This is a genomic window from Lactobacillus melliventris, assembly GCF_013346935.1.
Lineage (GTDB): Bacteria > Bacillota > Bacilli > Lactobacillales > Lactobacillaceae > Lactobacillus.
On the sequence record NZ_JAAEEB010000002.1, the window covers coordinates 210444 to 236123 of the forward strand.

At 36.1% G+C, this 25680-nt stretch carries 25 protein-coding genes, 1 pseudogene and 1 riboswitch; of the genes and pseudogenes, 13 read left to right on the top strand and 13 right to left on the bottom strand.

Going from position 1 to position 25680, the window contains the following annotated elements:
- Nucleotides 1-15: 15 nt before the first annotated feature.
- Both GYV61_RS02530 and GYV61_RS02535 read left to right on the top strand, forming a co-directional pair.
- A complete protein-coding gene (locus GYV61_RS02530) occupies nucleotides 16-1203 on the top strand; it encodes an aminotransferase class I/II-fold pyridoxal phosphate-dependent enzyme (protein WP_174794644.1) in 1188 nt (395 codons plus the stop codon).
- The gene (locus GYV61_RS02535) at nucleotides 1200-2279 is read left to right on the top strand and encodes an aspartate-semialdehyde dehydrogenase (RefSeq protein ID WP_174794645.1); all 1080 of its coding nucleotides are present in this window, start codon (nucleotides 1200-1202) and stop codon (nucleotides 2277-2279) included. Before GYV61_RS02530 ends, GYV61_RS02535 begins: the two co-directional genes overlap by 4 nt.
- Nucleotides 2280-2355: 76 nt before the next feature.
- Here the strand turns inward: GYV61_RS02535 and GYV61_RS02540 are convergent, their stop codons facing one another.
- Entirely contained in the window at nucleotides 2356-3345 is a 990-nt protein-coding gene (locus GYV61_RS02540; RefSeq protein ID WP_174794646.1) for a LacI family DNA-binding transcriptional regulator, read from the bottom strand.
- Between the two features lie 133 nt (nucleotides 3346-3478).
- On the opposite strand from GYV61_RS02540, the gene GYV61_RS02545 reads away from it, so the two are divergent.
- On the top strand, nucleotides 3479-4129 hold the full coding sequence (locus GYV61_RS02545) for a bifunctional 4-hydroxy-2-oxoglutarate aldolase/2-dehydro-3-deoxy-phosphogluconate aldolase (protein WP_174794647.1): 651 nt from the start codon (nucleotides 3479-3481) through the stop codon (nucleotides 4127-4129).
- Between the two features lie 5 nt (nucleotides 4130-4134).
- Nucleotides 4135-5160 (top strand): sugar kinase, encoded by a 1026-nt coding sequence (locus tag GYV61_RS02550; protein ID WP_174794648.1) that lies wholly within the window; start codon nucleotides 4135-4137, stop codon nucleotides 5158-5160.
- A 238-nt stretch (nucleotides 5161-5398) separates the two neighbouring features.
- Here GYV61_RS02550 and GYV61_RS02555 read toward each other — a convergent pair whose 3' ends face one another.
- A complete protein-coding gene (locus GYV61_RS02555) occupies nucleotides 5399-6391 on the bottom strand; it encodes a GMP reductase (protein WP_174794649.1) in 993 nt (330 codons plus the stop codon).
- A 196-nt stretch (nucleotides 6392-6587) separates the two neighbouring features.
- On the opposite strand from GYV61_RS02555, the gene GYV61_RS02560 reads away from it, so the two are divergent.
- The 6 genes from GYV61_RS02560 to GYV61_RS02585 all read left to right on the top strand — a co-directional run bounded on the left by GYV61_RS02560 (nucleotide 6588) and on the right by GYV61_RS02585 (nucleotide 12970).
- On the top strand, nucleotides 6588-7877 hold the full coding sequence (locus GYV61_RS02560; RefSeq protein ID WP_174794650.1) for an adenylosuccinate synthase: 1290 nt from the start codon (nucleotides 6588-6590) through the stop codon (nucleotides 7875-7877).
- A 3-nt stretch (nucleotides 7878-7880) separates the two neighbouring features.
- Nucleotides 7881-9176 (top strand): adenylosuccinate lyase, encoded by a 1296-nt coding sequence (gene purB / locus GYV61_RS02565; protein WP_174794651.1) that lies wholly within the window; start codon nucleotides 7881-7883, stop codon nucleotides 9174-9176.
- A 206-nt stretch (nucleotides 9177-9382) separates the two neighbouring features.
- Nucleotides 9383-9574: a hypothetical protein gene (locus tag GYV61_RS02570; RefSeq protein WP_174794652.1), complete on the top strand. Its 192-nt coding sequence runs from the start codon at nucleotides 9383-9385 to the stop codon at nucleotides 9572-9574.
- Nucleotides 9575-9610: 36 nt separating this feature from the next.
- Nucleotides 9611-11422 carry an FAD-binding protein gene (locus tag GYV61_RS02575; protein WP_174794653.1) on the top strand — a complete coding sequence of 604 codons (1812 nt, stop codon included), beginning with the start codon at nucleotides 9611-9613 and terminating at the stop codon, nucleotides 11420-11422.
- Between the two features lie 271 nt (nucleotides 11423-11693).
- Nucleotides 11694-12155: a LytTR family transcriptional regulator DNA-binding domain-containing protein gene (locus GYV61_RS02580; protein WP_174794654.1), complete on the top strand. Its 462-nt coding sequence runs from the start codon at nucleotides 11694-11696 to the stop codon at nucleotides 12153-12155.
- The gene (locus GYV61_RS02585) at nucleotides 12155-12970 is read left to right on the top strand and encodes a LiaF transmembrane domain-containing protein (protein ID WP_174794655.1); all 816 of its coding nucleotides are present in this window, start codon (nucleotides 12155-12157) and stop codon (nucleotides 12968-12970) included. Before GYV61_RS02580 ends, GYV61_RS02585 begins: the two co-directional genes overlap by 1 nt.
- Before the next feature lie 194 nt (nucleotides 12971-13164).
- On the opposite strand, the pseudogene GYV61_RS02590 reads toward GYV61_RS02585, so the two are convergent.
- Nucleotides 13165-13254, bottom strand: a pseudogene (locus GYV61_RS02590) (IS3 family transposase); the annotation flags it as partial.
- A gap of 207 nt (nucleotides 13255-13461) precedes the next feature.
- Between GYV61_RS02590 and GYV61_RS02595 the strand changes: the two are divergent.
- Nucleotides 13462-14649 carry an MFS transporter gene (locus GYV61_RS02595; protein ID WP_174794656.1) on the top strand — a complete coding sequence of 396 codons (1188 nt, stop codon included), beginning with the start codon at nucleotides 13462-13464 and terminating at the stop codon, nucleotides 14647-14649.
- Between the two features lie 185 nt (nucleotides 14650-14834).
- Nucleotides 14835-15170 carry a hypothetical protein gene (locus GYV61_RS02600; RefSeq protein WP_174794657.1) on the top strand — a complete coding sequence of 112 codons (336 nt, stop codon included), beginning with the start codon at nucleotides 14835-14837 and terminating at the stop codon, nucleotides 15168-15170.
- A gap of 25 nt (nucleotides 15171-15195) precedes the next feature.
- Here GYV61_RS02600 and GYV61_RS02605 read toward each other — a convergent pair whose 3' ends face one another.
- Nucleotides 15196-15927 (bottom strand): LysR family transcriptional regulator, encoded by a 732-nt coding sequence (locus tag GYV61_RS02605; RefSeq protein WP_174794658.1) that lies wholly within the window; start codon nucleotides 15925-15927, stop codon nucleotides 15196-15198.
- Between the two features lie 105 nt (nucleotides 15928-16032).
- Between GYV61_RS02605 and gap the strand changes: the two genes are divergently transcribed.
- A complete protein-coding gene (gap, locus tag GYV61_RS02610; RefSeq protein WP_174794659.1) occupies nucleotides 16033-17052 on the top strand; it encodes a type I glyceraldehyde-3-phosphate dehydrogenase in 1020 nt (339 codons plus the stop codon).
- A gap of 101 nt (nucleotides 17053-17153) precedes the next feature.
- On the opposite strand, the gene thiE is transcribed toward gap, so the two are convergent.
- The 9 genes from thiE to thiD (GYV61_RS02655) all read right to left on the bottom strand — a co-directional run bounded on the left by thiE (nucleotide 17154) and on the right by thiD (GYV61_RS02655) (nucleotide 25547).
- Complete coding sequence (gene thiE, locus GYV61_RS02615; protein WP_420870789.1) at nucleotides 17154-17819, bottom strand: thiamine phosphate synthase; 666 nt, start codon at nucleotides 17817-17819, stop codon at nucleotides 17154-17156.
- Nucleotides 17820-17829: 10 nt separating this feature from the next.
- Complete coding sequence (gene thiD / locus GYV61_RS02620) at nucleotides 17830-18633, bottom strand: bifunctional hydroxymethylpyrimidine kinase/phosphomethylpyrimidine kinase (protein ID WP_174794661.1); 804 nt, start codon at nucleotides 18631-18633, stop codon at nucleotides 17830-17832.
- A gap of 11 nt (nucleotides 18634-18644) precedes the next feature.
- A complete protein-coding gene (thiM, locus tag GYV61_RS02625; RefSeq protein WP_174794662.1) occupies nucleotides 18645-19433 on the bottom strand; it encodes a hydroxyethylthiazole kinase in 789 nt (262 codons plus the stop codon).
- Nucleotides 19434-19509: 76 nt separating this feature from the next.
- A riboswitch (TPP riboswitch) is annotated at nucleotides 19510-19608 on the bottom strand.
- A gap of 76 nt (nucleotides 19609-19684) precedes the next feature.
- Nucleotides 19685-19954, bottom strand: a complete 270-nt coding sequence (locus tag GYV61_RS02630; protein WP_174794663.1) for a PTS sugar transporter subunit IIB — start codon at nucleotides 19952-19954, stop codon at nucleotides 19685-19687.
- Nucleotides 19951-21957: a BglG family transcription antiterminator gene (locus tag GYV61_RS02635; RefSeq protein ID WP_174794664.1), complete on the bottom strand. Its 2007-nt coding sequence runs from the start codon at nucleotides 21955-21957 to the stop codon at nucleotides 19951-19953. Before GYV61_RS02635 ends, GYV61_RS02630 begins: the two co-directional genes overlap by 4 nt.
- A gap of 8 nt (nucleotides 21958-21965) precedes the next feature.
- Entirely contained in the window at nucleotides 21966-23258 is a 1293-nt protein-coding gene (locus GYV61_RS02640) for a PTS ascorbate transporter subunit IIC (RefSeq protein WP_174794665.1), read from the bottom strand.
- A gap of 3 nt (nucleotides 23259-23261) precedes the next feature.
- Entirely contained in the window at nucleotides 23262-23717 is a 456-nt protein-coding gene (locus GYV61_RS02645; RefSeq protein WP_174794666.1) for a PTS sugar transporter subunit IIA, read from the bottom strand.
- 283 nt (nucleotides 23718-24000) lie between these two features.
- A complete protein-coding gene (locus GYV61_RS02650) occupies nucleotides 24001-24669 on the bottom strand; it encodes a type 1 glutamine amidotransferase (RefSeq protein ID WP_174794667.1) in 669 nt (222 codons plus the stop codon).
- A 65-nt stretch (nucleotides 24670-24734) separates the two neighbouring features.
- Entirely contained in the window at nucleotides 24735-25547 is an 813-nt protein-coding gene (thiD, locus tag GYV61_RS02655) for a bifunctional hydroxymethylpyrimidine kinase/phosphomethylpyrimidine kinase (protein ID WP_174794668.1), read from the bottom strand.
- Nucleotides 25548-25680 lie beyond the last annotated feature (133 nt).

The window sequence follows — 25680 nt, forward strand, 5'->3', positions numbered from 1 at the left end:
TACAAGGAGAACAAAATGCCCCAATTAGCTACTGATTTAACTTCAATTACTCATACACCATTGGCAAAAATTCCTCCTTCTGGTATCCGTGCTTTTGCCCAAAAAGTTGATGGTATTCCTGATTTAATTAAATTAACTTTAGGAGAACCCGATTTAAATACACCTGAACATGTTAAAAAAGCTGCAATCCAAAGTATATTAGATAATGATTCGCATTACTCGGCCCAAAAAGGAACACCTAGGCTGCGTCAGGCTATCAGCAATTATTTAAAGCGCAAGCAAGGCTTAACCTATGATCCTGAAAGTGAAATTATAGTCACGGTCGGTGCGACAGAGGCCATAGCTGCAACCATGTTGGCACTATTTCAACCAGGTGATCAAATTATTGTGCCTACTCCATCTTATGCTCTTTATTTTCCGCTAATTCAATACACTAAAGCTGAATTGGTCGCCATCAATACGGCAGATACGAATTTCGTTTTAACTCCGCAGGCACTGGAAAAGACTTTAGATGAGCACCCTCATGCTAAAGCAATTTTATTTAACTATCCTACTAATCCCACCGGCAGGGAATGTCCTAGTTCTGTTTTAGAACAGATAGCACCGATCATTAAAAAGCATCATCTTTATATTATTTCCGATGAAATTTATAGTGAATTGACTTATGACTTTAATCATGTTTCGATTGCGCATTATTTACCCGAACGCACTTTATTAATTAATGGCTTGTCCAAGTCTCATGCGATGACCGGTTATCGTTTAGGCTATGTGACTGGACCAGCTGCTTTAATTAGTTTGATTGCGAAGATGCACGCATTTTTGGTTACCGCCCCATCTAATCCTGCACAAGCAGCGGCAACCGAGGCTTTGGAAAATGGTGATCAGGATCCAGCTAAGGCACGCCCAATTTATCAAAAAAGACGTGACTATATTGTTAGTGCGTTAAACAATATGGGTCTTGAAACCCATGCCAGTGAAGGAGCATTTTATGTTTTTGCTAAAATACCGGCAAGTTATGGTCAAGATGATGAGGCTTTTGCACTGGACTTAGCTCACAAGGCTAAAGTTGGGGGAACGCCTGGAAATGCTTTTGGTCCTGGTGGTGAAGGGTATATTCGTTTTTCATACGCTGCCAGCGATGAAAACTTGCATACAGCAATGAACCGTATCCAACAGTTTTTAACAGAAAAAGGTGATAATTGATGAGAAAATACGCAGTTGCAATTCTGGGCGCCACAGGTGCAGTAGGTCAGCGTTTAATTAGTGAACTAGAAAAGTCTAAAATTCCAGTCAAACAAATCAAACTACTGGCTTCTAAGCGGTCAGCAGGTAAAAAATTAAAATTTAAGAATCAAGAAATCATAGTAGAAGAAGCACAACCTGATTCATTTAAGGGAGTGGACTTAGTTTTATCATCTGCTGGCGGAGCTGTGTCAAAAAGGCTGTTGCCTGAAGCAGTCAAAAGAGGAGCGGTATGTGTGGACAACACTAGTGCTTTCCGTATGGCTGATGAGGTGCCCTTGATTGTTCCGGGAGTTAATGATGAACAATTGGTAAATCACCATGGCATTATTGCCAACCCTAACTGTTCAACTATTCAAATGGTGGCTGCACTTTACCCGCTGCACGTTAAATGGGGAATTAAGCAAATTATTGTTTCGACTTATCAGGCTGTGTCTGGAGCTGGTAAGGCAGCTTGGGATGAGCTGCTTCAGCAAGCTCAGGACAGGTTGAATAAGCAAAAGACAACAGCTAAGATCCTACCCACCGCCTCTGCTAAAAAGCATTATCCTATGGCGTTTAACTTGTTACCCCAAATTGATGTTTTTGAAGATGATGGCTACACGCACGAAGAATGGAAAATGATTCATGAAACCAAAAAGATTTTGTTTAATGATCAGGACTCAAAGAAGATTAAAGTCACTGCTACTTGTGTCCGCGTACCGGTTGAAATTGGTCATGGTGAAACGGTTTATTTTGTGCTGAAGGATGAAAAGGCAACGACTGCAGGAATAAAGCGGGAAATTGTAAAAACTCCTGGCCTTGTTTTACAGGATGACCCTGAAAATCAGATCTATCCCCAACCACTTTTAGCTGCCGGTAAAAAGGAAACTTTCGTTGGCCGTATTCGTTCAGATCAAGAAAATCCTGGTGCATTTAATATGTGGATCGTAGCTGATAACTTATTAAGAGGCGCCGCCAGCAACACAGTAGAAATTGCAGAATGTTTAGTGAGAGATAATTTAGTGCGTGTTTCTAAACAGCAAATAGCTTTATGATTATATTCATTATAAGAAAGCGTTGAGAAAATAAATTCTTAACGCTTTACTTTTTTGAGTTAGATTTTGCACTTTTTTAGTCTTTTTCAAGAAAACAGGTTTTAACCGTTGAAGTATGAGGTACGTTTTGCTTGTTTGTCAATAAATTGAGCATAATTGTACCAGCTTTTTGCCCCATTTTATAAGGGTCTTGCAATATCATCTTAGCAGAATGCCAAATAGACGAGATTAAGTTAGAATCCGCAAAACCAGAAATTTCTATCTTTTTGTTGGATAAAAGGTTAGCATGGATTAAATCTGGTAAAAATAACAAAAGCCACCGTTCTTCTAAAAAGAAAAGCACCGTTTTTTCTGTTTTTTCAGCCAAAATTTTTTCTAATTTAGCAAATATTTCCTTATGTTGGAGCATTTTTTCGTCAAGTTCAAAGATGGTAACTTGTGGATAAACAGCTTTAATACCTTTAAGACGCTTTTGTCTGGTCGATGCAATTGCGATTGGGGATGAAAAAACAATTGCTTTTGTAAATCCATGTTGATAAAAATACTGAGCAGCTTTTTTACTGGCCATCAAATTTTCGCTTATTACTTGGGGCCATGGGGAATCTTTTAATTGACGGTCAAGAATTACAATTGGCAAATCCCTCCGTACTTCAGATTTGATTTTAGCAACATTACTACTTAAGGGCTGTAATATTAAACCGTCATAAGTATTTAATCCTACCATATTAATTAGTCGTTTTTCTTTAGCTTGCTGAGAATCAGTATCAAGCATTACGGTCGCATAGCCAGCACGTTCTAAGACAGAATTCGCTCCCTTATATAATTCGGTAGAAAACGAATCAGCTATATTAACAACAATAATTGCAATCATTTTACTTTTATGAGTTATTAGCTGTCTGGCTGCAGCATTAGGAACATAATTTAGTTTAACAATTGCGTCTTTTACCTGATCAGCTGTTTCAGTAGACATTCGATTGAGCTGACCATGTAAATAACGTGAAACTGTTGCAATAGAAACATGTGCTAAGCTGGCAACATCTTTAATACTTGCTGTTTTTTTCTTCATGATACCCTCGAATAATTGTACTGAGATCATTATAACAAATAACTAAAAACTTAAATGGTCTGACAAAAACGTCATTGAATTATTTTAGGTAAAGGTTTACCATAAAATAAAAAGAGTAATGAAAGGACTTACAATGCAAAAATCAGAAACACTTTTAGCTATCAAAAATGCAGGAATAGTTGCAGTAGTTAGAGGAAATTCTCCTGAAGAAGCTGACAAAACTGCCAATGCCTGTATTAAGGGTGGAATTAAAGCGATTGAATTAACTTTTACTGTGCCTAATGCATCAGAAATTATAGAAAAACTAAGTACAAAATATGCCCAAGACAAAGATGTTGTGATTGGTGCCGGAACAGTTTTAGATGCAGTAACCGCGCGAATTGCACTTTTAGCGGGAGCAAAATTTATTGTAGCTCCTACTTTTGACGAAAATACTGCATTCTTATGTAATGAGTATCAGGTGCCTTATATACCAGGTTGTATGACTGTGAGTGAAATTCAAACGGCTATGCGTTATGGTGCAGAGATTGTTAAAGTTTTCCCGGGAAGTACCATGGGACCCGACTTTGTTAAGGCTGTTGAGGCACCTTTACCACAAGCTAATATTATGCCGACTGGTGGTGTTAATTTAAGCAATATGCACAAGTGGTTTGAAGCTGGCGTTACTGTAATTGGTGCGGGCAGCAATTTGACTGCAGCTGCGGCTAAGGGAAATTATGCTGCAGTAACTGAGCAGGCTAAGTTATATCGCAAAGAATATCTGCGAATTAAAGAAAATAGGTGATATATATGCAAAAGGTTGTTACTTTTGGTGAAATTATGTTGCGTCTTAAGCCGCGTGAAAACGAGCGTATCATTCAAACAGATAGTTTTTCTGGTCTATATGGAGGAGCAGAAGCAAATGTAGCAGTGTCATTGGCTCTATTAGGTGATAATGCTCAATTTGTTTCCAAAGTACCAGCTCATGCTATTGGTCAGGCAGCATTAGGAGCGCTAAGTCGTTATGGAGTAGATACCACTGAAATTCATCGGGGTGGACCACGCTTAGGAATTTATTTTTTCGAAAAGGGAGCCAGTATCCGCAATACCAGTGTAGTTTACGATCGGGCAGGAAGCTCTTTTGCTGTAGCATCGGCTGAAGAATATGACTGGGACCAAATTTTAAAAGATGCGGGTTATTTTTACTTTTCGGGAATTACGCCCGCAATTTCTTCTGCAATGCAAAAAGCACTTTTGGCAGCTTGTCAATATTGCGCAAAGCATGATATTAAGGTTATCTGTGATCTTAATTATAGGGGAAGAATGTGGTCACCTAAGAACGCTCAAGTAGCAATGGCAAAATTAATGCCTTATGTAGATATTTGCCTTGCTCATGATGAAGACTTTGAAGCGACTTTAGGGATCAAAGCCTTTGATAACGATATGAGTCATGGTATTGAGCAAAGAGAAACATTTATTCAAGGAATGAAAGAAATTTCACATAGATATCCTAAATGTCAGACAGTAGCTAGCATCCTAAGGGATATTCACTCAGTAGAAGATTCAAAGTGGACTGCTTTGATGGTTGATCATGGCGATGTTTTTCAAGCACCAGTCTATCAGATGCATGTATGGGAAGGTGTAGCCTCTGGCGATGCTTTTGGTGCCGGTTTAGTTCACGGCTTGTTGCATAATTTTTCTAAGGAAAAGATGCTTAATTATGCTCTAGCAGCCAGTGTCTTAAAATTAACTATTAGCGGTGATTTTAACTTAGTTAGTGATGCAGAAATTCAAGCGGTGATGGCAAAACAAGGTAATATGCGTGTATTAAGATAAAAAGTTTAATTAAATTCAAAAATGCGTCGTATTAAGACTAAAAAAATCTTAATATGACATTTTTTTTAGTGATTTCTTTAGGTTTTCATTTGTTAAAGCTGGGTATCAACTAAATTAGAACAAAATAAAAAATCCCAGCGCCGACTACCTACCAGAGCTGAGATAAATCTTATTTTAACGAAAAAAAGAAATTATTACCATAATTATTAATAATTTGGCAATAAAATCACATAATTAGCTATTTATCGCCATTCATAATCGTGTTTTTAACAATTACATAATCAACCAACTTAATTGAACTAAGATCTTTACCACCGGCATAAGAAATCGAAGATTGTAAATCTTCCTGCATTTCTTTTAAAGTGTCCGCGATATGTCCGCGATATGGAACCAGCATTTGCTTACCTTCAACATTGCGATAAGCACCCTTTTGGACTTCTGAAGCTGAGCCCCAATATTGTTTGTAAGTTTTGCCGTTAATTTTAATTACGTTACCTGGAGACTCCTCATGTCCCGCAAGCATTGAACCAATCATGATCATTGTAGCGCCAAAACGAATTGATTTTGCTATATCGCCGTTATAACGGATACCGCCATCTGCAATCAATGGCTTGCTGGCCACTTTACTGCACATTCTTAAAGCAGCTAGTTGCCAGCCACCAGTACCAAAACCAGTTTTAAGTTTGGTGATACATGCACGGCCAGGGCCAACACCCACCTTAGTGGCATCAGCTCCTGCGCCTTCTAATTCACGTACGGCTTCAGGAGTTGCAATATTACCTGCTGTTAAGAAAGTATCAGGTAATTTTTCTTTAATGTATTTGATCATATCAATTACATAGATAGAATGACCGTGGGCTACATCAATTGTGATATATTCAGGTTTGATATTCTCACTAACTAATTGATCGATAAAATCATATTCGCCTTTTTTGATACCTACGGATATTGAAGCAAATAACCCTTTTTCATGCATCATTTTAATAAAATTAAGACGCTTCTCAGGCTGAAAGCGGTGCATGACATAGTAGTAGCCATTTTGAGCGAGCCAGACTGCTAAGTCATCGTTAATGACACTTTCCATGTTTGCGGGTACTACAGGTATTTTAAATGTTCGGTTTCCAAACTTTACACTAGTATCAGCATCATGACGGCTTTTGATAATTCCCTTGTTGGGAACAAGCTGGATGTCGTCATAATCAAAGGCTTCCATACTGAAATAATTACTCATAAATAAATCGGCTCCTAGAATAAAAAATCTTTGCAAACGAAGTAACTATAATCAAAAATACTTTTTTTGTCAACAGAAAAATCGAACTATTAAAAATCTGAATACTATAATAATTCGCATTTAAATTTGACTAAATGTGGGCAAATTGCTAGACTATTTACGTGATATTTGTAGAAATTTAATGAGGTGAATAAAAATGACAGCAGTTGCAGTTGTTGGTAGTCAATGGGGCGACGAAGGAAAGGGCAAAATCACTGACTTTTTGAGTAATGAAGCAGCGTATACTGTGCGCTCAAACGGTGGTAATAATGCTGGTCATACTATTGAAATCAATGGTCAAGATTTTAAGATGCGTTTGATTCCGTCAGGCATTTTTGCGTCAAAGGAAGGTGCTGTAATCGGCAATGGCGTGGTCATTAATCCAGAAGTTTTATTTAGTGAATTAAAAAATCTTGAAGAAAAAGGCATAGACACCAGTAAATTAAAGATTTCTAATCGTGCACACATCATCATGCCTTATCATATTAAGCAAGATGAATACCAAGAAGAAGCAAAGGGCGATCAAAAAATCGGAACTACTAAAAACGGTATTGGTCCAGCTTACATGGACAAAGCTTCCAGAATTGGTATTCGCGTTTGTGACTTACTTGAGAAGGATACTTTTGAAGCAAAATTGCGTACTAACTTAGAGCAAAAAAATGAAGTATTTACCAAAATTTATGGTAAACCTGCTCTTAAATTTGAGGATATTTTTGACAAATATTATGAATACGGTCAAAAAATGAAAAAATATGTTACAGATACTTCGGTGTTAGTTAATGATGCTCTTGATAACAATGAAAAAGTCCTGTTTGAAGGGGCACAGGGAATTATGCTTGATATAGATGAAGGAACTTATCCTTTTGTTACTTCATCGAACACAATTTCCGGCGGTATTTCCAGTGGTATCGGCGTTGGCGCCAACCGGTTAAAGACTGTCATTGGTGTCTGCAAAGCTTATACTACTCGTGTTGGTGCTGGTCCTTTTCCAACTGAATTATTAGATGAAACTGGTGACCGTATTCGTGAAACTGCTCATGAATATGGTACGGTTACTGGCCGTCCTCGACGCGTGGGCTGGTTTGATTCAGTCGCTTTACGTCATGCCAAACGTGTAGCTGGTATTAACGGCTTAAGTCTAAACCTTCTTGATATTTTCAGTGGCTTTGACACTATTAAAATTGCAACTGCTTATGAACTTGATGGTCAAAAAATTGACTATTATCCTGCCAGCCTGAAAGAACTAGACCGGTGTAAACCTGTTTATGAGGAATTACCTGCCTGGAAAGAAGATATCACAGGTGCTAAGTCTTGGTCTGACTTGCCGGAAAATGCACAGAAGTTTTTAAACCGTGTTTCGGAGCTTGTTGGTATTCCTCTTGTTACTGTTTCAGTAGGACCTGACCGTGAGCAAACAATCGTGTTACAGAATCCGTGGGAAATGTAATTTATGTTAGAACGTTATACTCGCCCAGAAATGGGCAAAATATGGTCGGATGAAAATAAATATGAAGCGTGGTTAAAGGTAGAAATAGCTGCCACCAATGCCTGGAGTGAATTAGGTGAAGTACCCAAAACAGATGCTGCTAAAATTGCGCAAAAAGCCAGTTTTACGCCTGAACGGGTAGCAGAACTGGAACAGATAACGCATCATGATGTTGTGGCTTTTACCCGTACTGTTTCCGAAAGCCTGGGTTCAGAAAAAAAGTGGGTACACTTTGGTTTAACTTCTACTGATGTTGTTGACACAGCCCAGGGATACATCTTAAAGCAGGCTGATGAAATTATTCGGCAGGATTTGCAAGACCTAAAAAAGACGATTGCACAAAAAGCACTTAAGTATAAAAATACGGTTGAGATGGGTCGGACTCATGGCGTTCAAGCTGAACCTACTACTTTTGGCCTGAAATTAGCTCGCTGGTATGCGGAAATTAATCGTGATATTGAACGCTTCGAGCATGCTGCTAAGGGGGCAGAATCAGGGAAAATTTCTGGAGCCGTTGGGACTTTTGCCAATGTGCCGCCAGCTGTTGAAACCAGTGTATTAAAACAATTAGGCTTAACTCAGCAGCCTATTACCAGCCAGGTATTGCCGCGCGACTTACACGCTGAATATATTGCGACCTTGGCTTTAATAGCGACAAGTATTGAAAATTGGGCAACTGAAATTCGGGGTTTACAGCGTTCCGAAATACACGAAGTTGAAGAACACTTCCGTGCTGGACAAAAAGGTTCCTCGGCGATGCCTCATAAGCGTAATCCTATTGGCTCAGAAAATCTTTGCGGCATGGCGCGGGTTCTACGTGGTCATATTATCACAGCCTATGAAGATATATCACTTTGGCATGAGCGCGATATTTCTCATTCTAGTGCTGAACGTGTAATTTTACCTGATACTACGATTGGTATTGATTATATGCTTGATCGTTTTAACCGCATTTTGACCAATCTTGATGTTTTCCCAGAAACAATGCTTAAGAATATGGATAAAACTTATGGTCTGATTTATTCCCAGCGCTTATTATTAAAATTGATTGATGAGGCTGGTCTTTCCCGTGAAGATGCTTATGACATGGTCCAAAAGCTAACTAACAAGTCTTGGAATGAGGGAATTTCCTTTAGAAAATTAGTTGAAGATAGTCAAATTATGAATTACCTTTCTGAAGATGATGTTGCCGATGCCTTTGACTACCATTACCATTTACGGCATGTAGATGAGATCTTCAAAAAAGTTGGTTTGGAATAAATTAATAAATAAAAGTTCACTTGAATGTGAACTTTTTTTATACTCAAAAATTAAATTTTGGATAAGTCCAGTTTAATGTAAGCGGTTATGTGATAAGCTGAACTTGTTAAAAACAAAATGAAATTAAAATAAAACTATAGGGGTCAAGACAATTAAGGAACTAAGTCCGATGATTAATCTTTTATCAGCTTCAAAGTGTCTTACCGGTGTTATTGAAGGCGATTCTGTACCGCAGGAATTTTATTCCTGAAATGGTTGACCTTTATTGTTCAGGTAAGTTTCCAATTGATAAAATTGTTAAGTTTTATCAATCAGAGGAAATTAATGAGGCCATTAAGGATTCAGTAAATGGCAGCATGATAAAACCAATTATTGTTTTTGATGAAGAATATAAATAGTTTTAAAAATTATTATTATGAAAGAAAGGTAATCATATGATAGTTAATGATCATACATATTATGACGCAAGCTATGATGTAGTAGTTTTAGGTTTTGGTGGAGCCGGAGCAACTGCGGCTCGCTTTGCGGCTGATAGTGGTGCTAAAGTGCTAATAGTTGATTCTGCTCCAGAAGGTCACGAAGGTGGTAATACAAGGTATGCTGCTGAACTTGTAGGTTATAGCAGCAATGAAGAAGATTATCGTGCTTACTACGAGCATTTGGCCCAGCACTTTAACATTGACTCTGAAATAGAGGATACAGTTGTTCATGGCATTACACACATGAAAGAATATTTTAGAAAATATCTGGATGTGAATGAACCTGTTAGCTATAAAACTATTTTAGGATTGCCGGATGATGCAGTAATTGCCGATCATCCTGATTTACCTGGTGCTAAAAGCTATGACATGATCACAATGGAGAAGGGGATTTTTAACGCTTCATTATGGAATATTTTACGGCAAAAAGTACTTGATCGTAGTGATAAAATTGATGTTTGGTATTCTGCACCTGTTAAGCACATCTTGCAAACTCCTGGTAAAAAAGTTGTCGGAGCTCAAATTGAGCGGGATCATGTTTTATTAAACGTTTACGCTAAAAATGGTGTAGTGTTAACCACTGGTGGTATCGAAAATAATCCGCAAATGATTCAGGATTACATTGGTTCACACAAGTTAGTGCCACTGGGTTCACTTTATAATAAAGGTAAGGGTATTGACCTGGCCCACGAGGCAGGTGCGGATATGTGGCATATGTCAATGTATGCGGCCGGTGGAATGCAACAAGCTTTTGCTTTTTATGAACCTGGGATGAAACGTGCACCATTTTATATGGGTAACCCAGTCTTCTATACAGGCAGTATTTTTACGGTTGGCGATGACGGTACACGCTACTTTAAGGAAGACCAAGGAGCACGTGAAGGCTATGTAGAAAATCATGGTTCATGGTATAAACCGTTGAATCCAATTCACCCTTACTTTGTCTTTGATCAAAAGCAATATGACAAGATCAGTGAAATTAATACTTTCCCTGATAATAAAGCACTTAATTCCGTTCTTAAAGCTGATTCTGTTTCTGAATTAGCAGAAAAGATGGGAGTTGCTGCGGATAAACTGCAAAGTACAATTGACGAATTTAACTTCTTTGCCGAAAAGAAACATGATTATGCTTATCATCGTGATCCCGCTACTTTAAGTGCATTTTCTGAAGAGGGTCCGTATTATGCCATACCGCTAGTACAAACTATTGGCTGGTCCGAAGCTGGTCCTAGAAGAAATGCTCGTGCTGAAATTCTTGATCCAGAGCACAAACCAATTCCTCATTTATATGGTGCTGGGGAGCTGGGCAGTAATATGTCTAACTTATATCAAGGTGGGTCCGATCTTGCGGACTGCTTGATTTTCGGTAAGATTGCAGGCCAAAATGCAGCTCATCCTAAAGACGATGTAGCGGAAGTTAATGTGCCTGCTCCTAAGCATGAAAAGCCATTAAAGCCACGGCCACTTGGTTCTGATATTAAGAAAGAAGAATATCCAACTGGTCCTGAACAATATATTGGTAAATCCACTAAAGGTATGGGAGATGAAATTGTTGTCCGGGTAACGGCTGATAAGCAAAAGAATCTCAAAAATATCGAAGTTCTGAAACAAGCTGAATCCGATGACTATGGTCAAAAGGCAATTAATGAATTACCAGTAAAAATGGTTAATGCAAATACAGTTGATGTCGATGCAATTTCTGGTGCCTCTAATACCACTAGAGGATTAAAAGACGCTGTCAGGGATGCATTAAGTAAAATTAAATAAATAGTTGTTTGGAATTTAAAACAGGTCATAAGTTTGGTTAAAGCTAATGACCTGCTTTTTATTGTTGCAACTTTTATATATATAAAATAACCTTATTTTACAATAAAGCAAATTACGACTTTTTGGCATTTTTAAATACTTTTTATTGCTTGTGAATCCAAAAAGTGAGCCACTTAGTTTCTTAAAATTGCCACTTAGTTAAAAAGGCTAGATTTTATATTAAAATTAGCGTTTAATAAAATCATCAAGTGATGAAGGGCAGGTGAGAAGCGTGAAAATAAAAATAGAGCTGGATCCGGATATGGATAATGATGAAACTAGTGTAACTATCCGTGCTAAAGCTGTGACACCAGAAGTTGAACAAATTTACCGTCAACTTCAAGGTATCAACAGCCACCCTGATCAAATTGAATGTAAAAAAGATAACGTGTCCTATTACTTGAGTATGAACGAAATTTTATTTTTTGAAACAGAAGATAAACAAGTGATTGCTCATACTGCGAGGGATGCTTTTACAGTAGATTACAAACTCTATGAATTAGAAAATTTATTAAACAATCAATTCATGCGGGTCTCTAAGTCAACAATTTTAAATTTAAATCAAATTTATGCGTTAACACGCTCGATTTCTAACTGTAAAATTAATTTTCGCGATTCTTATAAAACTGTCTATGTTTCACGTCATTACTACCATAACTTAAATGATAGGTTAAACGAGAGAAGGTCATCATAATGAGAAAAAATAAAATTAGAGAAATATTTTGGGGGATAGCATTAGTGGCTGCTGCTATTTTCTTGGTAATGAACCAGCTGCACCTGTTTTCTTTCCATTTGAAAGTAAGCATGATTATTTGGACTATTGTGTTTGGAGCGGCTTTAATTGAAAGTCTAGCAGATAGAAGCTTGTTTGGTACGACTTTTTCTATTGCTTTTCTCTTAATTGTTTACGCTGAACCATTGCATATTACCAAAATTGTTCCATGGACAGTATTGATTGCTGCATTGTTGATTTATATAGGTTTGACATTAATTTTTAGAAAAAGCTGGTTTTTAGGAGGAAACTACTTTAAACATAAATTTAGTCCTAGAGATTACTATGATGATTGGTCAGACTTTGATAAAAGTTATAAAACGACTGATAATAATACCATTAATGACAGTAAAGACTATACAACTGATAGCAGTTCCATTAATGATAGTAAAAACTATACTGCTGGTGAAGATATAGTAATCAATCAGAAGCTGTCATCAGTTTCACGCTACGTTCATTCACAAAATTTACGTAGTGTCATGATTAATTCTTCATTAGGTGAAGTTGAAGTCTACCTTGATCAGGCTAAGGCTGCTGGCGATGTAGTGACAGTAGATATTAACGGTACCATGGGTGAAATTGAAATTTATGTGCCACTTTCATGGAAAGTTAATAGTGAAAACTTAGATCTTGTTTTGGGAGAACTGGAAATTTCTGGTGAATCTAGTGGCGATGGTCCCACATTGGTTTTGACCGGCCACTGCAGTATGTCTGAAGTTGAAATTAATTATGTATAAAAATAAAATAGTTGCTTTAAAGCAGCTACATGATTATGTCAAAGAAAACTATAAAGATGCTGAAAAAGCATATTAAAAATGGTTTGAAACCAATGACTATACCTATCATGTTTATAAAAAAGTTCTCTCGGTGATTTGATGTGAACAATAAAATTAGGACATTTTATTAGTTAATAACTGAGGACTAACTGCCGTTATTCAATCGGAGTTAGTCCTTTTAGTTTGGTCTTGATTCTTTGCGGGTTGTGATACTCAATGTAGTCTTTGATTGTTTTTTCCAGCTCAGTGAGATTTTTAGTGTCTAAAAATGACCACTTGGTCTTTTAAAACTACCTCTTAGTATATAAACATATATTTTAAAGCAAAATTATGATTAGATTAAAACTAAATAGTAATAAAAAGCTTTTAGAACAAAAAGAAGTCTTATTGTTTCTATGAAATGAGGTCATTTTAGCAAAAATTAGCTTAAATATAAATGAAGGGGTAAAAATATGTTAAATAAAAAAGCTTATCTAGCTTCACGACTGGCGTGTGGCCTAGGCAACTCACTGTATGGCATGGTATTTATTTGGTGGCTTCAAAATCAGACAAAAAGTTCATCAATAGTTGGTATTTGTAATGCAATATTCTCGGTTACAGCTGCATTGTCTATCTTTTATGGGCCTATAATTGATAGGCAGTCTTATAAAAAAGTTAGTATTTATTCTATGCTCATCCAAGTAATTTTATTATTTGGGTTAACATACGTTATACTTTTTTCTCCATATAATTATTTACTGGCAATTGTAATAGCAAGTGTACTTTCAATTTGTGATGAATTTTTTAGTCCAGCTGATCGTGCAATTTTAAGTGAAGCAATTTTAAATGAAGATGAAATGACAAAAATAATCTCTAAAGTTAATATTGTTGATCAATTGGTTAATGTTGGAGGAACAGCACTTTCTGGAGCACTGCTTGTATTTTTGTTAAGTGGACAAATAATGCTGGTCTGTTCTTTCCTTAGTTTAATAGGATTAATTTTTTTAAATATTGCTTTAAGAAAAATTCCTGATAGTGCCAATAATTTATCAAACAAGAAGAGTCAAAAAGGGTCTGTTGTAGCTTCATATGTATATAGCATAACTAGTGGATATCAATATATCAGAAAAAACAAGTTCTTAAGGCGCTACTTATGGGCTGGAGTTTTATATTCGTTTGCTCAGCCAGCGCTAATGTTAGTGCTGCCTCGTGTTGCTCAAGAAGCCGGTAATGCTTCATTATATGGTACGTTTTATATTATGATCTTACTGGGGATAATTTTGGGAGCCATGATTGCTGGCAAAATGAAAGCAAAAATCAAAACTATTGGTTTAGCCTGGCTTTTAAGCTCTATTCCAATAGGGCTAATGTTGCTTTTTAAATCAAATCTAATTGCTTTTTGTATTTTGCTCTTCCTGTTTGGACCAGTAACGAGTATTCATAACGTTCTGGCAGAATCAATTATTCAAACTACTACACCAGATGATTACTTGGCCAGAGTTTTCACGACCATAAGAACAACTGCATATATTGGTGGGCCAATTTCTTCTGTTTTAGCGGGTTTATTACTTGATCATACAGGGTCTGAAGTAATTATATTGATCAGTTCACTTCTGATATTAATTGGTGGGATTAATATCTTACTCATAAAAGATGCATAATATTAAATCTCCGCTAATGATGTCTTCTGTACTAAGCATTTCAATAAATTTAGGAAAAAATATAATAGTAAAATAGCATTTATCATCAGTTTCGTGCTACGTCATTCACATAATTTACGCAGTATAACAATTAATTATTTTTTGAATGAAGTTGGAACTTATTATCTTTAATTTAGGAGGAAAAAATGGTTACTTTAAAACAATTACATGATTATGTCAAAAAAAATTATGAGGCCGGAAACTATAAAGAAGCTGAAAAAGCATATAAAAAATGGCGTGATACCAATGATTATACCTATCATGCAGCAAAAAATGCTGTGAAAAAGAGTTCTCTCAGTGATTATCAAATGGGTTGTGAACAAGCCAAAAAGGACTATGCAGAGAGTCATTCTTTCAAGGCTTTTCCTAAAAAAGGTGTTAACTTAGTTAATCGTGTTACCCAGAATAAAGCAGTTGAAATAGAACGCTACATTGACGGCTACAATGATGCCAAGGCCAAAATTTTACAGGCGAAAAAATAACTTTTCTAAAAATTGGATGTTTTATTTACAGTTGATAACGGTAAAAATAATAGGGAATATTCCAAACTTGTGAATCAGCTGCAACTAGATCATCATTAATTAAATATTTGGGCAGTAATGCAGTTGCCTGGCCTTTTTTGACCAGCTCTAAAATCATTTCCAGAGAATTGATTTCAGTTATGTCATTTTTATTTTGTGTTAACTTAAGAGTTAAGTTACGAAAAGGACAATTAATATCAGCATTGATGGCAACTGGTACTTTGCCGGTTGCTTTTTTATTGCCCTTTAAAAAGCAAGCTTCTAAATGACTTTTTTTGATTAGCGAATATTTGGGTAGAGTAATAGGGGTAAAAGTCCAGACCATGTCATATGCATGCTTAGTTATTAATTCTTGAATTTCATTGGTATTTTTAATGATAATGTCGTAGTGCTCAAATGAAAATGGTGCTTTTTTGGTAATAATATAGCCAAAAAGCAACTCAGAAATGAGGACTTTGGGCTTGTTAATAGACAAATCCTCTTTCAGGTTTTGGTAGTTTTGTAAAACTTTAGTAGCAAAGTTATGCATTTTTTGTCCGTTTTTAGTTGGTTTGACTCCTAAATTAGAACGCACAAAAAGGGGCGTATTCAATTCTTGCTCCAGTGCTTTGAGCCTGGCTGTAATATTGGATTGGGTGTAGCCTAATTTCAGTGCTGCTTTGTTAAGCGATCTAGTTTCATAAATTGTTTGGTAAATATGTAAGTCGTTGAAATTCATGTTGCTCCATATCATTAAAAGTGATAGCTCTATTATAAACTTGGATTATGCAAGGCAATTTTATCTTAATATACTAATTTTGTAATCTAAAAGGAGGAACTTATTATGACTACAAAAATTGGTATTAACGGCTTTGGCCGCATTGGCCGACTTGCTTTACGGCGGATATATGAAGTGGCCAGTGATGATATCGAAATTGTCGCAATCAATGATTTGACTTCACCAGCTATGTTAGCACATTTATTGAAGTATGATACCGCGCATGGCCAATTTCATCATGAAGTAATTGCTACCACTAATAGTATTGTAATAGATGGCAAAAATATTCCGGTTTATGCGGAAAAAGATGCTAGTCAAATTCCGTGGGTCAAAAATGATGGCGTCAAAATAGTGCTTGAATGTACCGGCTTTTACACTTCAACTGCAAAATCACAGGCTCATCTTGATGCCGGTGTTAAAAGAGTACTGATCTCAGCACCCGCAGGTAACATGAAGACAATTGTCTACAGTGTAAATGATGACCAACTAACTGACTCTGATCAAATTATTTCTGCTGGCTCATGTACCACTAATTGCTTGGCACCGTTAGCACAAGCAATGAACGATGAATTTGGCATTCAGGTAGGAATCATGTCTACCACTCATGCTTATACTGCTTCGCAAATGTTGCAGGACGGACCTGACCGTGGAGGAAATGTCCGTAATGCCCGTGCCGCAGTTGCTAATGTTATTCCCCATTCTACAGGAGCAGCTAAAGCGATAGGACTAGTTATACCTGAATTAGACGGTAAACTTACAGGTATTGCTCAACGAGTCCCTGTTATTTCCGGTTCAATTACTGAACTAGCTGCTATTTTAAAGCAAAAAGTTACAGCTGAAGAGTTTAATGCCAAAATTAAAAAGCACACTGAAGGTAATCCTTCTTTTGGTTATAATGATGATCAGATTGTATCATCAGATATTATTGGTACTGAGTATGGCTCGGTCTTTGATCCAACTCTGACTCAGGTTGAAACTGGTGATGACGGTGCACAATTAGTTAAGGGTTACGCCTGGTATGATAATGAATCCGGCTTTGTAGCTCAAATGATTAGAACACTGCAAAAAGTTGCCCAATTAGGTTAATTATCAATATAACTTATATTTTTACAATTAAAAACTGTTTATCATCAATAAAAAAATGGTTCTGCCAAGTGCAGAATCATTTTTTGTGTCTTTAAAATACGCTAGTCGCTTTTTACCCATGGCGCTGTGAGCATTTGACTAACAGTTTGCTTAATATTATTGCTTTGAGCAATCATTGAGATTACTGCAGCACCAGCTGCCCCAGTTTTGGAGATTGCTTCTAAGTCGCTAGCAGTTATTCCGCCAATAGCAACAATTAGCCGAGCGCTGCTTTTAACCAGCTGGGTTAAACCAGTAATACCAATTTCGGGATCGGCATCACTTTTAGACTGGGTGGCATAAATTGGACCACTACCGTAATAATCGATTCCGCTAATTTTATTGGCTTGCTCAATTTGAGCTAAATTCGAACAGGAATAGCCGATAAACATTTGACCACCAACTTCTTTAATAACCTGTTTTATTTCTTCATCACTTTGACCAACATGAACTCCCTCGGCATGAACTTGTTGGGCCAACTTGACATCATCATCAATGAAGAAGGGTACATGATATGCTTGACACAGTTGATGTAATTTTTGCGCCATAGGTAGTCTCTCAGTTTTACTTAAAGTTGAATTAGGACCCTTGTCCCGAAACTGAAAAGCCGTGATGCCGGCAGCAAGGGCTTCTGCGACTATACCAGGTAGTGTTTTACCTTTGGGCACATCTTGACTGCCGCAAATAAAATAAGCATGTAAAAAATCAGTGTTAAATTCTTTCATTATTTCTCCTAAATTACTTTGCCCAATGATTTAAGGGACCATGGCCATGACCGACTTGAATAGTTTCCTTAATAGTCTCGGTAACGTATTTCTTAGCAATTGTAATTGCTGCAGGTAAACTTTGACCTAAAGCTAGCTGCGCCGTAATTGCTGCAGCTAAAGTATCACCGGTGCCGTGAGTCCGTTTAGTATGTACTCTAAAACTGCTGACCCAAAGATCAGTACCATCGGCAAATAAAGCATAATCTTTTACTTCTGCGCTATTAGTGTGTCCACCTTTAATTAGTACATTTTTAACACCCATGTCTTGTAGTTTATGGGCTAATTCAGGAAATTGATCTTGCACTTGCACCTTAATGCCAGTTAAAGCTTCTGCTTCGGGTAAGTTAGGTGTGATTAAATCGGCTAAAGGCAGTAGTTCATTTTTAACCGTGGCAACAGCATCTTGACTTAAAAGTGGTGCACCTCCTTTAGCAATCATCACGGGATCTATGGTAATAGGGCCAAAGTCATACTTTTGCAGGTTAAGAGCAACTTGGTGAACATGAGCTGCATCACCTAACATTCCCGTTTTACAAGCACGAATATGAAAATCTTCTGCTAAAGATGCAAATTGGGCATCGATCATTTCTAGTGGTAGTAAAAAAGATTTTTGTACACCTAAAGTGTTTTGTGCTGTCACTGCTACTACAACAGCTGTTCCAAATACTTTTTGCATTTGAAAAGTTTTAAGGTCAGCCATTATTCCGGCACCACCACCTGAATCTGTACCGGCAATAGTTAAAACCTGGGGAAAAGAATTAATTTTTTCTGTCATCATGAAGTTCCTTAATCAAAATCAGCAATTTGCTTAATATCAGCGACTGTTACTTTGTACAAATAATCTATAAGGTACATACCAAAAGTACTTGGTCCAACACCGGGATGATCTTGGACAACCATTTGACCCGCACAACTGAAAATTAAAGCACCTATCTGAGCCGCTTCAAACGGATCATCAGTGACTGCGGTAAAAGCTGTGACAATACTGGACAACATATCACCTGAGCCCACATGAGTTTTAAAAAGTGGTGAGCCGTTGTGAATATGAGCCAGTCTTTTACCGTCACTAATTGTATCTGTAGGACCACTGGCAATGACCGTACAATGATATTTCTGAGCAGTTTTCATAGCAATATCATCAATATTACCGGAGCCGGAACCTGCATCGATGCCCTTTGAATTCCAGTTGAAGTCACCTAGTGCAGCGATTTCACCAATATTACCGCGAATAATACTGGTATGAAAATCCCATAAAAGCTTATCTGCGATTTTGTAGCGATATTCGACTGCACCAACCGCAACAGGATCAAATACTATCGGCTTATTATACTGCCTTGCTAGGTCTTCTACCTTTTTAATATGATTGATTTGCTGCTTGGTTAAACAGCCAATATTAACTGCCACTGCGGAAGCCATTCGCACTATTTCTTCGGCTTCAGCGACTTCATTGCTCATAATTGGTGAAGCACCAATAGCATTGACAGCATTCGCCACATCTTGGACTGTCACAAAATTGGCGATGTTAAAAATAACGGGATTTTGCGCTCGTAATTTATCTAATAAGTCTAACTGCATTTTATTACTCCCGACTAAATGTTTTTGAAAAATTTTGATTAATAAAAAAGCCCTGGCACGTGGAAGTGCCAAAGCTTAAGCGTTTTTGACACGTTCCTACGCAAGTATTAGCTTACAGGTTCAAAGGGTCTGAAAAAAATTCATCTCAGCCTAAAAGGCACCCCTCGTGTTATCGCTTTCAATTATAACTATATTTAGATAATATTACAATCAAAAATAAAATGTGATTTTTATATGTTAGTATTTTTGTCTTAAAATAAATATTTACTTAATTCTTTTTCCATTTCATCTTTATTAACAAAGTCATGAAGTATGATTGTTCTTTTCTTAAATTCTTCTGGCATGTTGTTGGCAATTTCTTGGGTTGCAACATACCAATCTGCGGGATGACCACTTACTGATCCTACATCACAATTTTCGACTGTTCCCTCAATACCTTTTTCGTTTAAAATACTATCAATATTCATTTTAGCAATGAGTGAACTTCCCATGCCCATTCCGCATACAGCAACAATTTTCATAATAATTTTTCTCCTTTTTTTAAACAACTTAAAACTAAATTTTTAAAGTCCTCATAATTTTCTGTTTCTTTAAAACCTTCTAGAAATTCTTTATCATCTAATAAATAACCTAACTGTTGAAAAGCTCCTTGATGTTGAGTGCTATTTATTGTACAAAAGGCAATAAAAGCTATTATTTTTTCTCCCTTGTAATTAAAGGGCTTTTTAATTTTTAACAAACTCATGCCAGTTTTAAATACGTGCGAACTAATTCCTGCATGAGGAAGTATGATACCAGGGGCAATTAACAAATGATTAACACCACCGAATTCATGTGCAACCTTTACCATTTGATTGACATAGTCCATGTCACAATATTTATTTTGAGCCAGCAAGTTACCACTCAGCTGAATTAAATCATCAATGTTTTCGCCATTATTTATTACTTGAAAATTTGTTCCAGGTAAGAATTGTAATATACCATTTTTAATTTTCCTCAGTGAGTTATGTGGACTAATTTTGTGCTTTTTTTGATTAATAAATTTTTCCAGCTTTTTATAGTCATTCTTTGTTGGAAAAGCATTAACTTTAATTATTGGAATCTTTTTTTTAAGTTTTAGATCTAGATTTCCTATAACTGTAACTATTAAATCTAAATTTCTAATATCACCTTTAGTTTTTATTTCTTGCTCGGACAATGTGCCTAATATGTTGACTTTATATGAATTTAATAATTTATATTGCAATAATCTTGAAACTGCGTTACCAGAATTACAAACAATAATAATGTTAATACCACCTTTTTTACTTTGCTGATTACTTATTTTTTCCATGGCAGAAGCAAAATAAATAGTAATAAAAGAGATTTCATCTTCAGTAATATGATTTCCTGTATATGCCTGTACGTATTGAATTGATGAAATGACAGCTTTATGGATTTGGCTATAATGCCTTTTAACTTTTTCAAGTAATGGATTACGAATTTGTGTATGATATCTAATCCTTGAAATTAAATTAATTAAATGACTTGATAAAACATCAAAAAGCTCCTGGTCTCTCTGAAAATCAATTTTACATTTCTGACTCATATCTTGAATCATTTGATGAGCAAATATTTCAATTTCAAATGGATAATTGGCACTAAAGTTATAAAGTAATTCGTTTGATTGAGACTGTAAGAGTGTAGATATTCGTGCTTGTTCGATCTTTTTAAGGTGAGTATTTATTTCTTCTTCACCTTTTAAGGCAATGATTGATCCTAAGTCCTGCATTGCTTTATTATTTGAAATATCATTATTGTCCTTGTCATAACAGTCAATGTTCCTGTTTGATTGCATACAAGTAATTATTAAATATACCAGAATAGTTATTTTTTCCTCTATAGAAAAATAAACAGGAAGTATATTATCTATGTCTTGATATAAATTTTGAATCTTTTCAGGTGCTATAAATTTGTTTCCTGGTAAAGTATTACTTTCAATAATAAAATTGACTACTTCTTTTTCATTACGAAGCAAGAATATTTGCTTTAAATTGCTTATTAAAAAACATTTACATAAAAATAGATCACCAACTAGCTTATAGCCATTAGACGAGCTGTAAAGCAGTTTTACTTTACAGTCTGAAAGTTGTTTTCTAAGTCTAATCATATCATTACTAATCGTCCGTTCACTGATATTCATTGAATTAGCTAACTTTTTCAAATGGCTAACCTTATCAAAGCACATTAAGGAATATAAAGCGTATGTTCGTCGATCATTGCTATTAGTAAAATCAAAACTGATTCTTTCATTTAATAAAGTTGCTTTGATTCGTAATATGTCTTTTTGTAATAATTTGATTCCTTTGCCTTGTAATCTTTTTAATTTGGAAAAGCCTTTTGACTTTAACCAACTATCAGTATTATCTAAAATTGCTGGTACTTTTCTAATTTTAAAATCTAAATCTTCAGAAATATTTTTAGATGAAATGTAGGTGCTTTTCGGCAGCAAATAATTAACTAATTGAAAAATATCTCTTTCCAATTTTCAGCCTAGCCGAATAAGTGAGCAATACTGCGAATAATCCACATAAGGGGCATCCAGAAAATACTGTAGTCAGTCTGAGAATAAGTCATTCCACCACCGTATAGAACGCCTGTTAATGGGTAAACAAAAATAATTAAGAAATGAACTAAAAATCCTATTACTAAGCCGGCGGCAATTGAACCTTTCCAACCACCGTACTTATTACCAAAAACGCCCATAAGCATCCCATCAAAAACACAAATGTTTGGACTTGGAAAAACAACTATTGGTAAATGGAAAATAATTGTAGCTAGCATAGCGATAATTGAACCTGCGGTTGTTGAAATAAAGCCAAGCATCGCACCTGTACCTGATAGGGGATAGAATACAGCACAATCTAATGCTGGAATTGCTCCGTGAGCGTATTTATCAGCTATACCTTTGAAAGCAGGCAAAAGTTGGTTAATAAACATACGAACACCTTGGAGTAAAATTGTGAAAGCTGTAGTAAAAGTTATTCCTTGAAGTAACAGCCATACGATCCAGTTAATACTACCAGAAAGCTTGCTAATAGTCGGTTCACCAATAACAAGCCCCATGCCTACAAATATTAATGACATAAGTAAAGCCATGGCTACAGTTATATCTTTTAAAACACTCAAGCCCTTTGGCAACTTGATTTTATCGGCATCTTGTTTTGGATCTCCCACTAATTTAGCAATTCCTGCGGCTAAAACTGCCCCGAATTGTAGTTGATGGCCCAGTGTATATTGATCATTGGTCCACTTCCAGGACACGGAACGTGCAATTGCTGGAGAAAAAGTATTGTAAAGACCTATTAATATTCCTGCAAATAAAATAGTTTGAATACTTTCTATTGGCCAATGAAATGAAGCAGATATTGTAGCAACCAAAAACGAAGATAAAATTAGGCTAACATGTACTGTTAAATAAACATTTTTGCAGATCTTCCACGGAACTATTTTAACTAATACTAAGTTAATAAAAAATCCCAAAATAAATGCAAAAACAATAGCGGAAGTATACTTTGCAAGCATGATGCCATATACTGCAAAGTTCTGAGGAATTACCCCCTTAACCCCGGTTACTTTATTTAAATTTGTGATCAATGGAGTTAATGTACTCGTCAGTAGATTTGATCCTGTTGAAAGCATGACCATACCAACCATCGTTTTAATTACTCCATCTACTATTTCATGTAATTTCTTTTTTTGTAATAACAGTCCTACAAGAGTTACTAAACCCAGAAAGATGGGTGCTTGTGTTAATGAACTTATTAATACGTTTATCGCATTCATGAATTACTCCTCCCATTTTTTATTTAATAACGTTACTATTTTACAGACATCCTTTTGACCCTCGGCTCTTTTTAAAAACTCGATATTATTCCGTATGCCTAGAAATTGACCCAGTTGTTTAAGTAATGCAATGTGATCATTACCATTTGTGCTGGCAATAACGCACACAATAAAAACAGGATCATTTTCTTTATTACCAAAATTAATGGGGCTCTTTAAAGTGATTAGGGATATAGCCTTGTGCCTAACACTTTTAGACGGTCTTGAATGCGCAAGAGCAATTCCAGGTGCAATAACGAAATAGGGACCAAATTTTTTATAAGTAGCAAAAATCTCTTTAACATAATTTTCAGTTATCGCGTTTGAAGCTATAAGTAGATCAGCAGATTTTTGAATAGCATCAAAACAGTCTGAGGCTTCTACTTTTAGTTGAATATCATTTTTAGTAAACTTTGCCATTTAAACCTCCTTTATAAATGACTCATGTTTTATTACTGAGAGCGCTCTCTTTACTTAATCAATTTTTACACACTTTGATTTTTAAAAATATAGAAAATTTGCGTATTGCATCATTAACATATTTTTGCGCTTAGTATTTAGCTTTTATAAATATGTGTAAATAATCATCTTTATAATTGCTAAAATTGGATGTTTTAACTTCAACAAACATTTTATAAATAAAAAAGATGATAATTTTCACTTTACGTAATGAAAATTACCATCTTATATTTATATTAACTTTTTAACTTTCTATTCGCTCATTATGCCATTCTAGAATCATTTTGACTATGGCGTTTGCGACATTCAAGTTTTTTAATATAGGGCCGTGGGAATATGTACCGATAAAATTGCGGTAGCGCAAACCTTCGACGTGATCTTGGGGATTGTTGCCATAGCCCTCAATCATTTCTCCTAAGGGATGTAGCTTATCCTTATCATCAAAATAGGTTTGACCCGAATGGTTTTCAAAGGCTTTGACTTCACCCCATTCGCTCATGTAGCGGGTATCACCAATCATGCGCTTATCTGCCTTAAAAACGGTGTGGAAAGGTAGAATATCTAGCCCTTTGATTGTCACTCCGGCATTAGTTTTATAATATGTGCCAACTAGCTGGTAGCCACCGCAGACACCTACCATAGGCTTGCCTTCGTTAATATACTTTGTCAAAGTTTCTTTATGACGCGGTAAATCTTTAGCAACAACAGTTTGCTCAAAATCTTGTCCGCCGCCAAAAAAGACAAAGTCATAATCAAAAGCGTTGAATTGATCACCAAGAGAAATATTATTAACTTGTGTATCATAGCCCTGTTTTTTTAGCAAAAACCTGATAATTTTAACGTCGCCAGAATCACCGTAAGTATTCATCAGGTCTTCATATAAATATGCAATCTTGATTGTTTTGTTAGCCATTATTTACCAACCCCTATTATCTTGTTTAAAGTATATCTTAATAGTTAGAAGCGGGCAAAGAATAGTTATTTAAGATTTTGCTGCGCTGCAAAATGATTGATTGGACCGTATTTAGAACCAACTTCAATTGGGTGGGCAATTGCTTCATAAGTAAAGTCCTTAGCTGTTTGGACGCTAGCGATAATCGACTGACCTTTGGCTAATTCAGCGGCAATCACGGCAGAGAGTGTGTCACCGGTGCCGTTAATTCTATCTGTATTAATGAAAGGCTTGGTAAATTCGTGGAATTCGCCATCTGCAGTTAATAAGATGTCAGTAACTTGCGACTGCTGGGAGTTATCATGGCGCCCCTTCATCAAAACATTTTTGGCGCCCATCTCCTGCAGTTTTTTAGCACCTTGGCGAATTTCCTCTTTAGTATTCAAACTTAAGCCTGTTAACTTTTTCTGTTCATAAAAATTAGGCGTAATAATGTCGGCAAGTGGCATTAATTGCTCAAGAAACGCTTGGTAAGCATCATCATCAAGTAGGGTATCGCCGTGCTTAGTCATAATGACCGGATCAAGCACAATTTTACCCATGTCATATTTATGCAAATTGGCGGCAACACAAGCAATTACATCCTTGTTAGCAAGCATACCGGTTTTAAGTGCATCAATTTTAAAATCATCGTTTAAGACATCGAACTGCTTTTGGATAAAAGGAATTGGCATGACTTCCTGAGCATAAATTCCAGTAGTATTACCAGCTACTGCGGCTGTCAAAAGCCCCATGCCATAAACTTGCCTAGCATAAAAAGAATGCAGATCAGCGGTCATTCCCGCACTGCCATCACTGTCATTGCCAGCAATTGTTAAAGCAATAATTTCTTTTCTCATTTTTTATATATCCCCATTTTAATAAAAGCTCTATGTAACCAGTATAACTTAAAACAAGCATAATGTTATAATAATTTCTTGTAAAAGCAAGGCCTAGTAGTAAAATGAAGATAAAACCGCTTTCTGTCGGAGA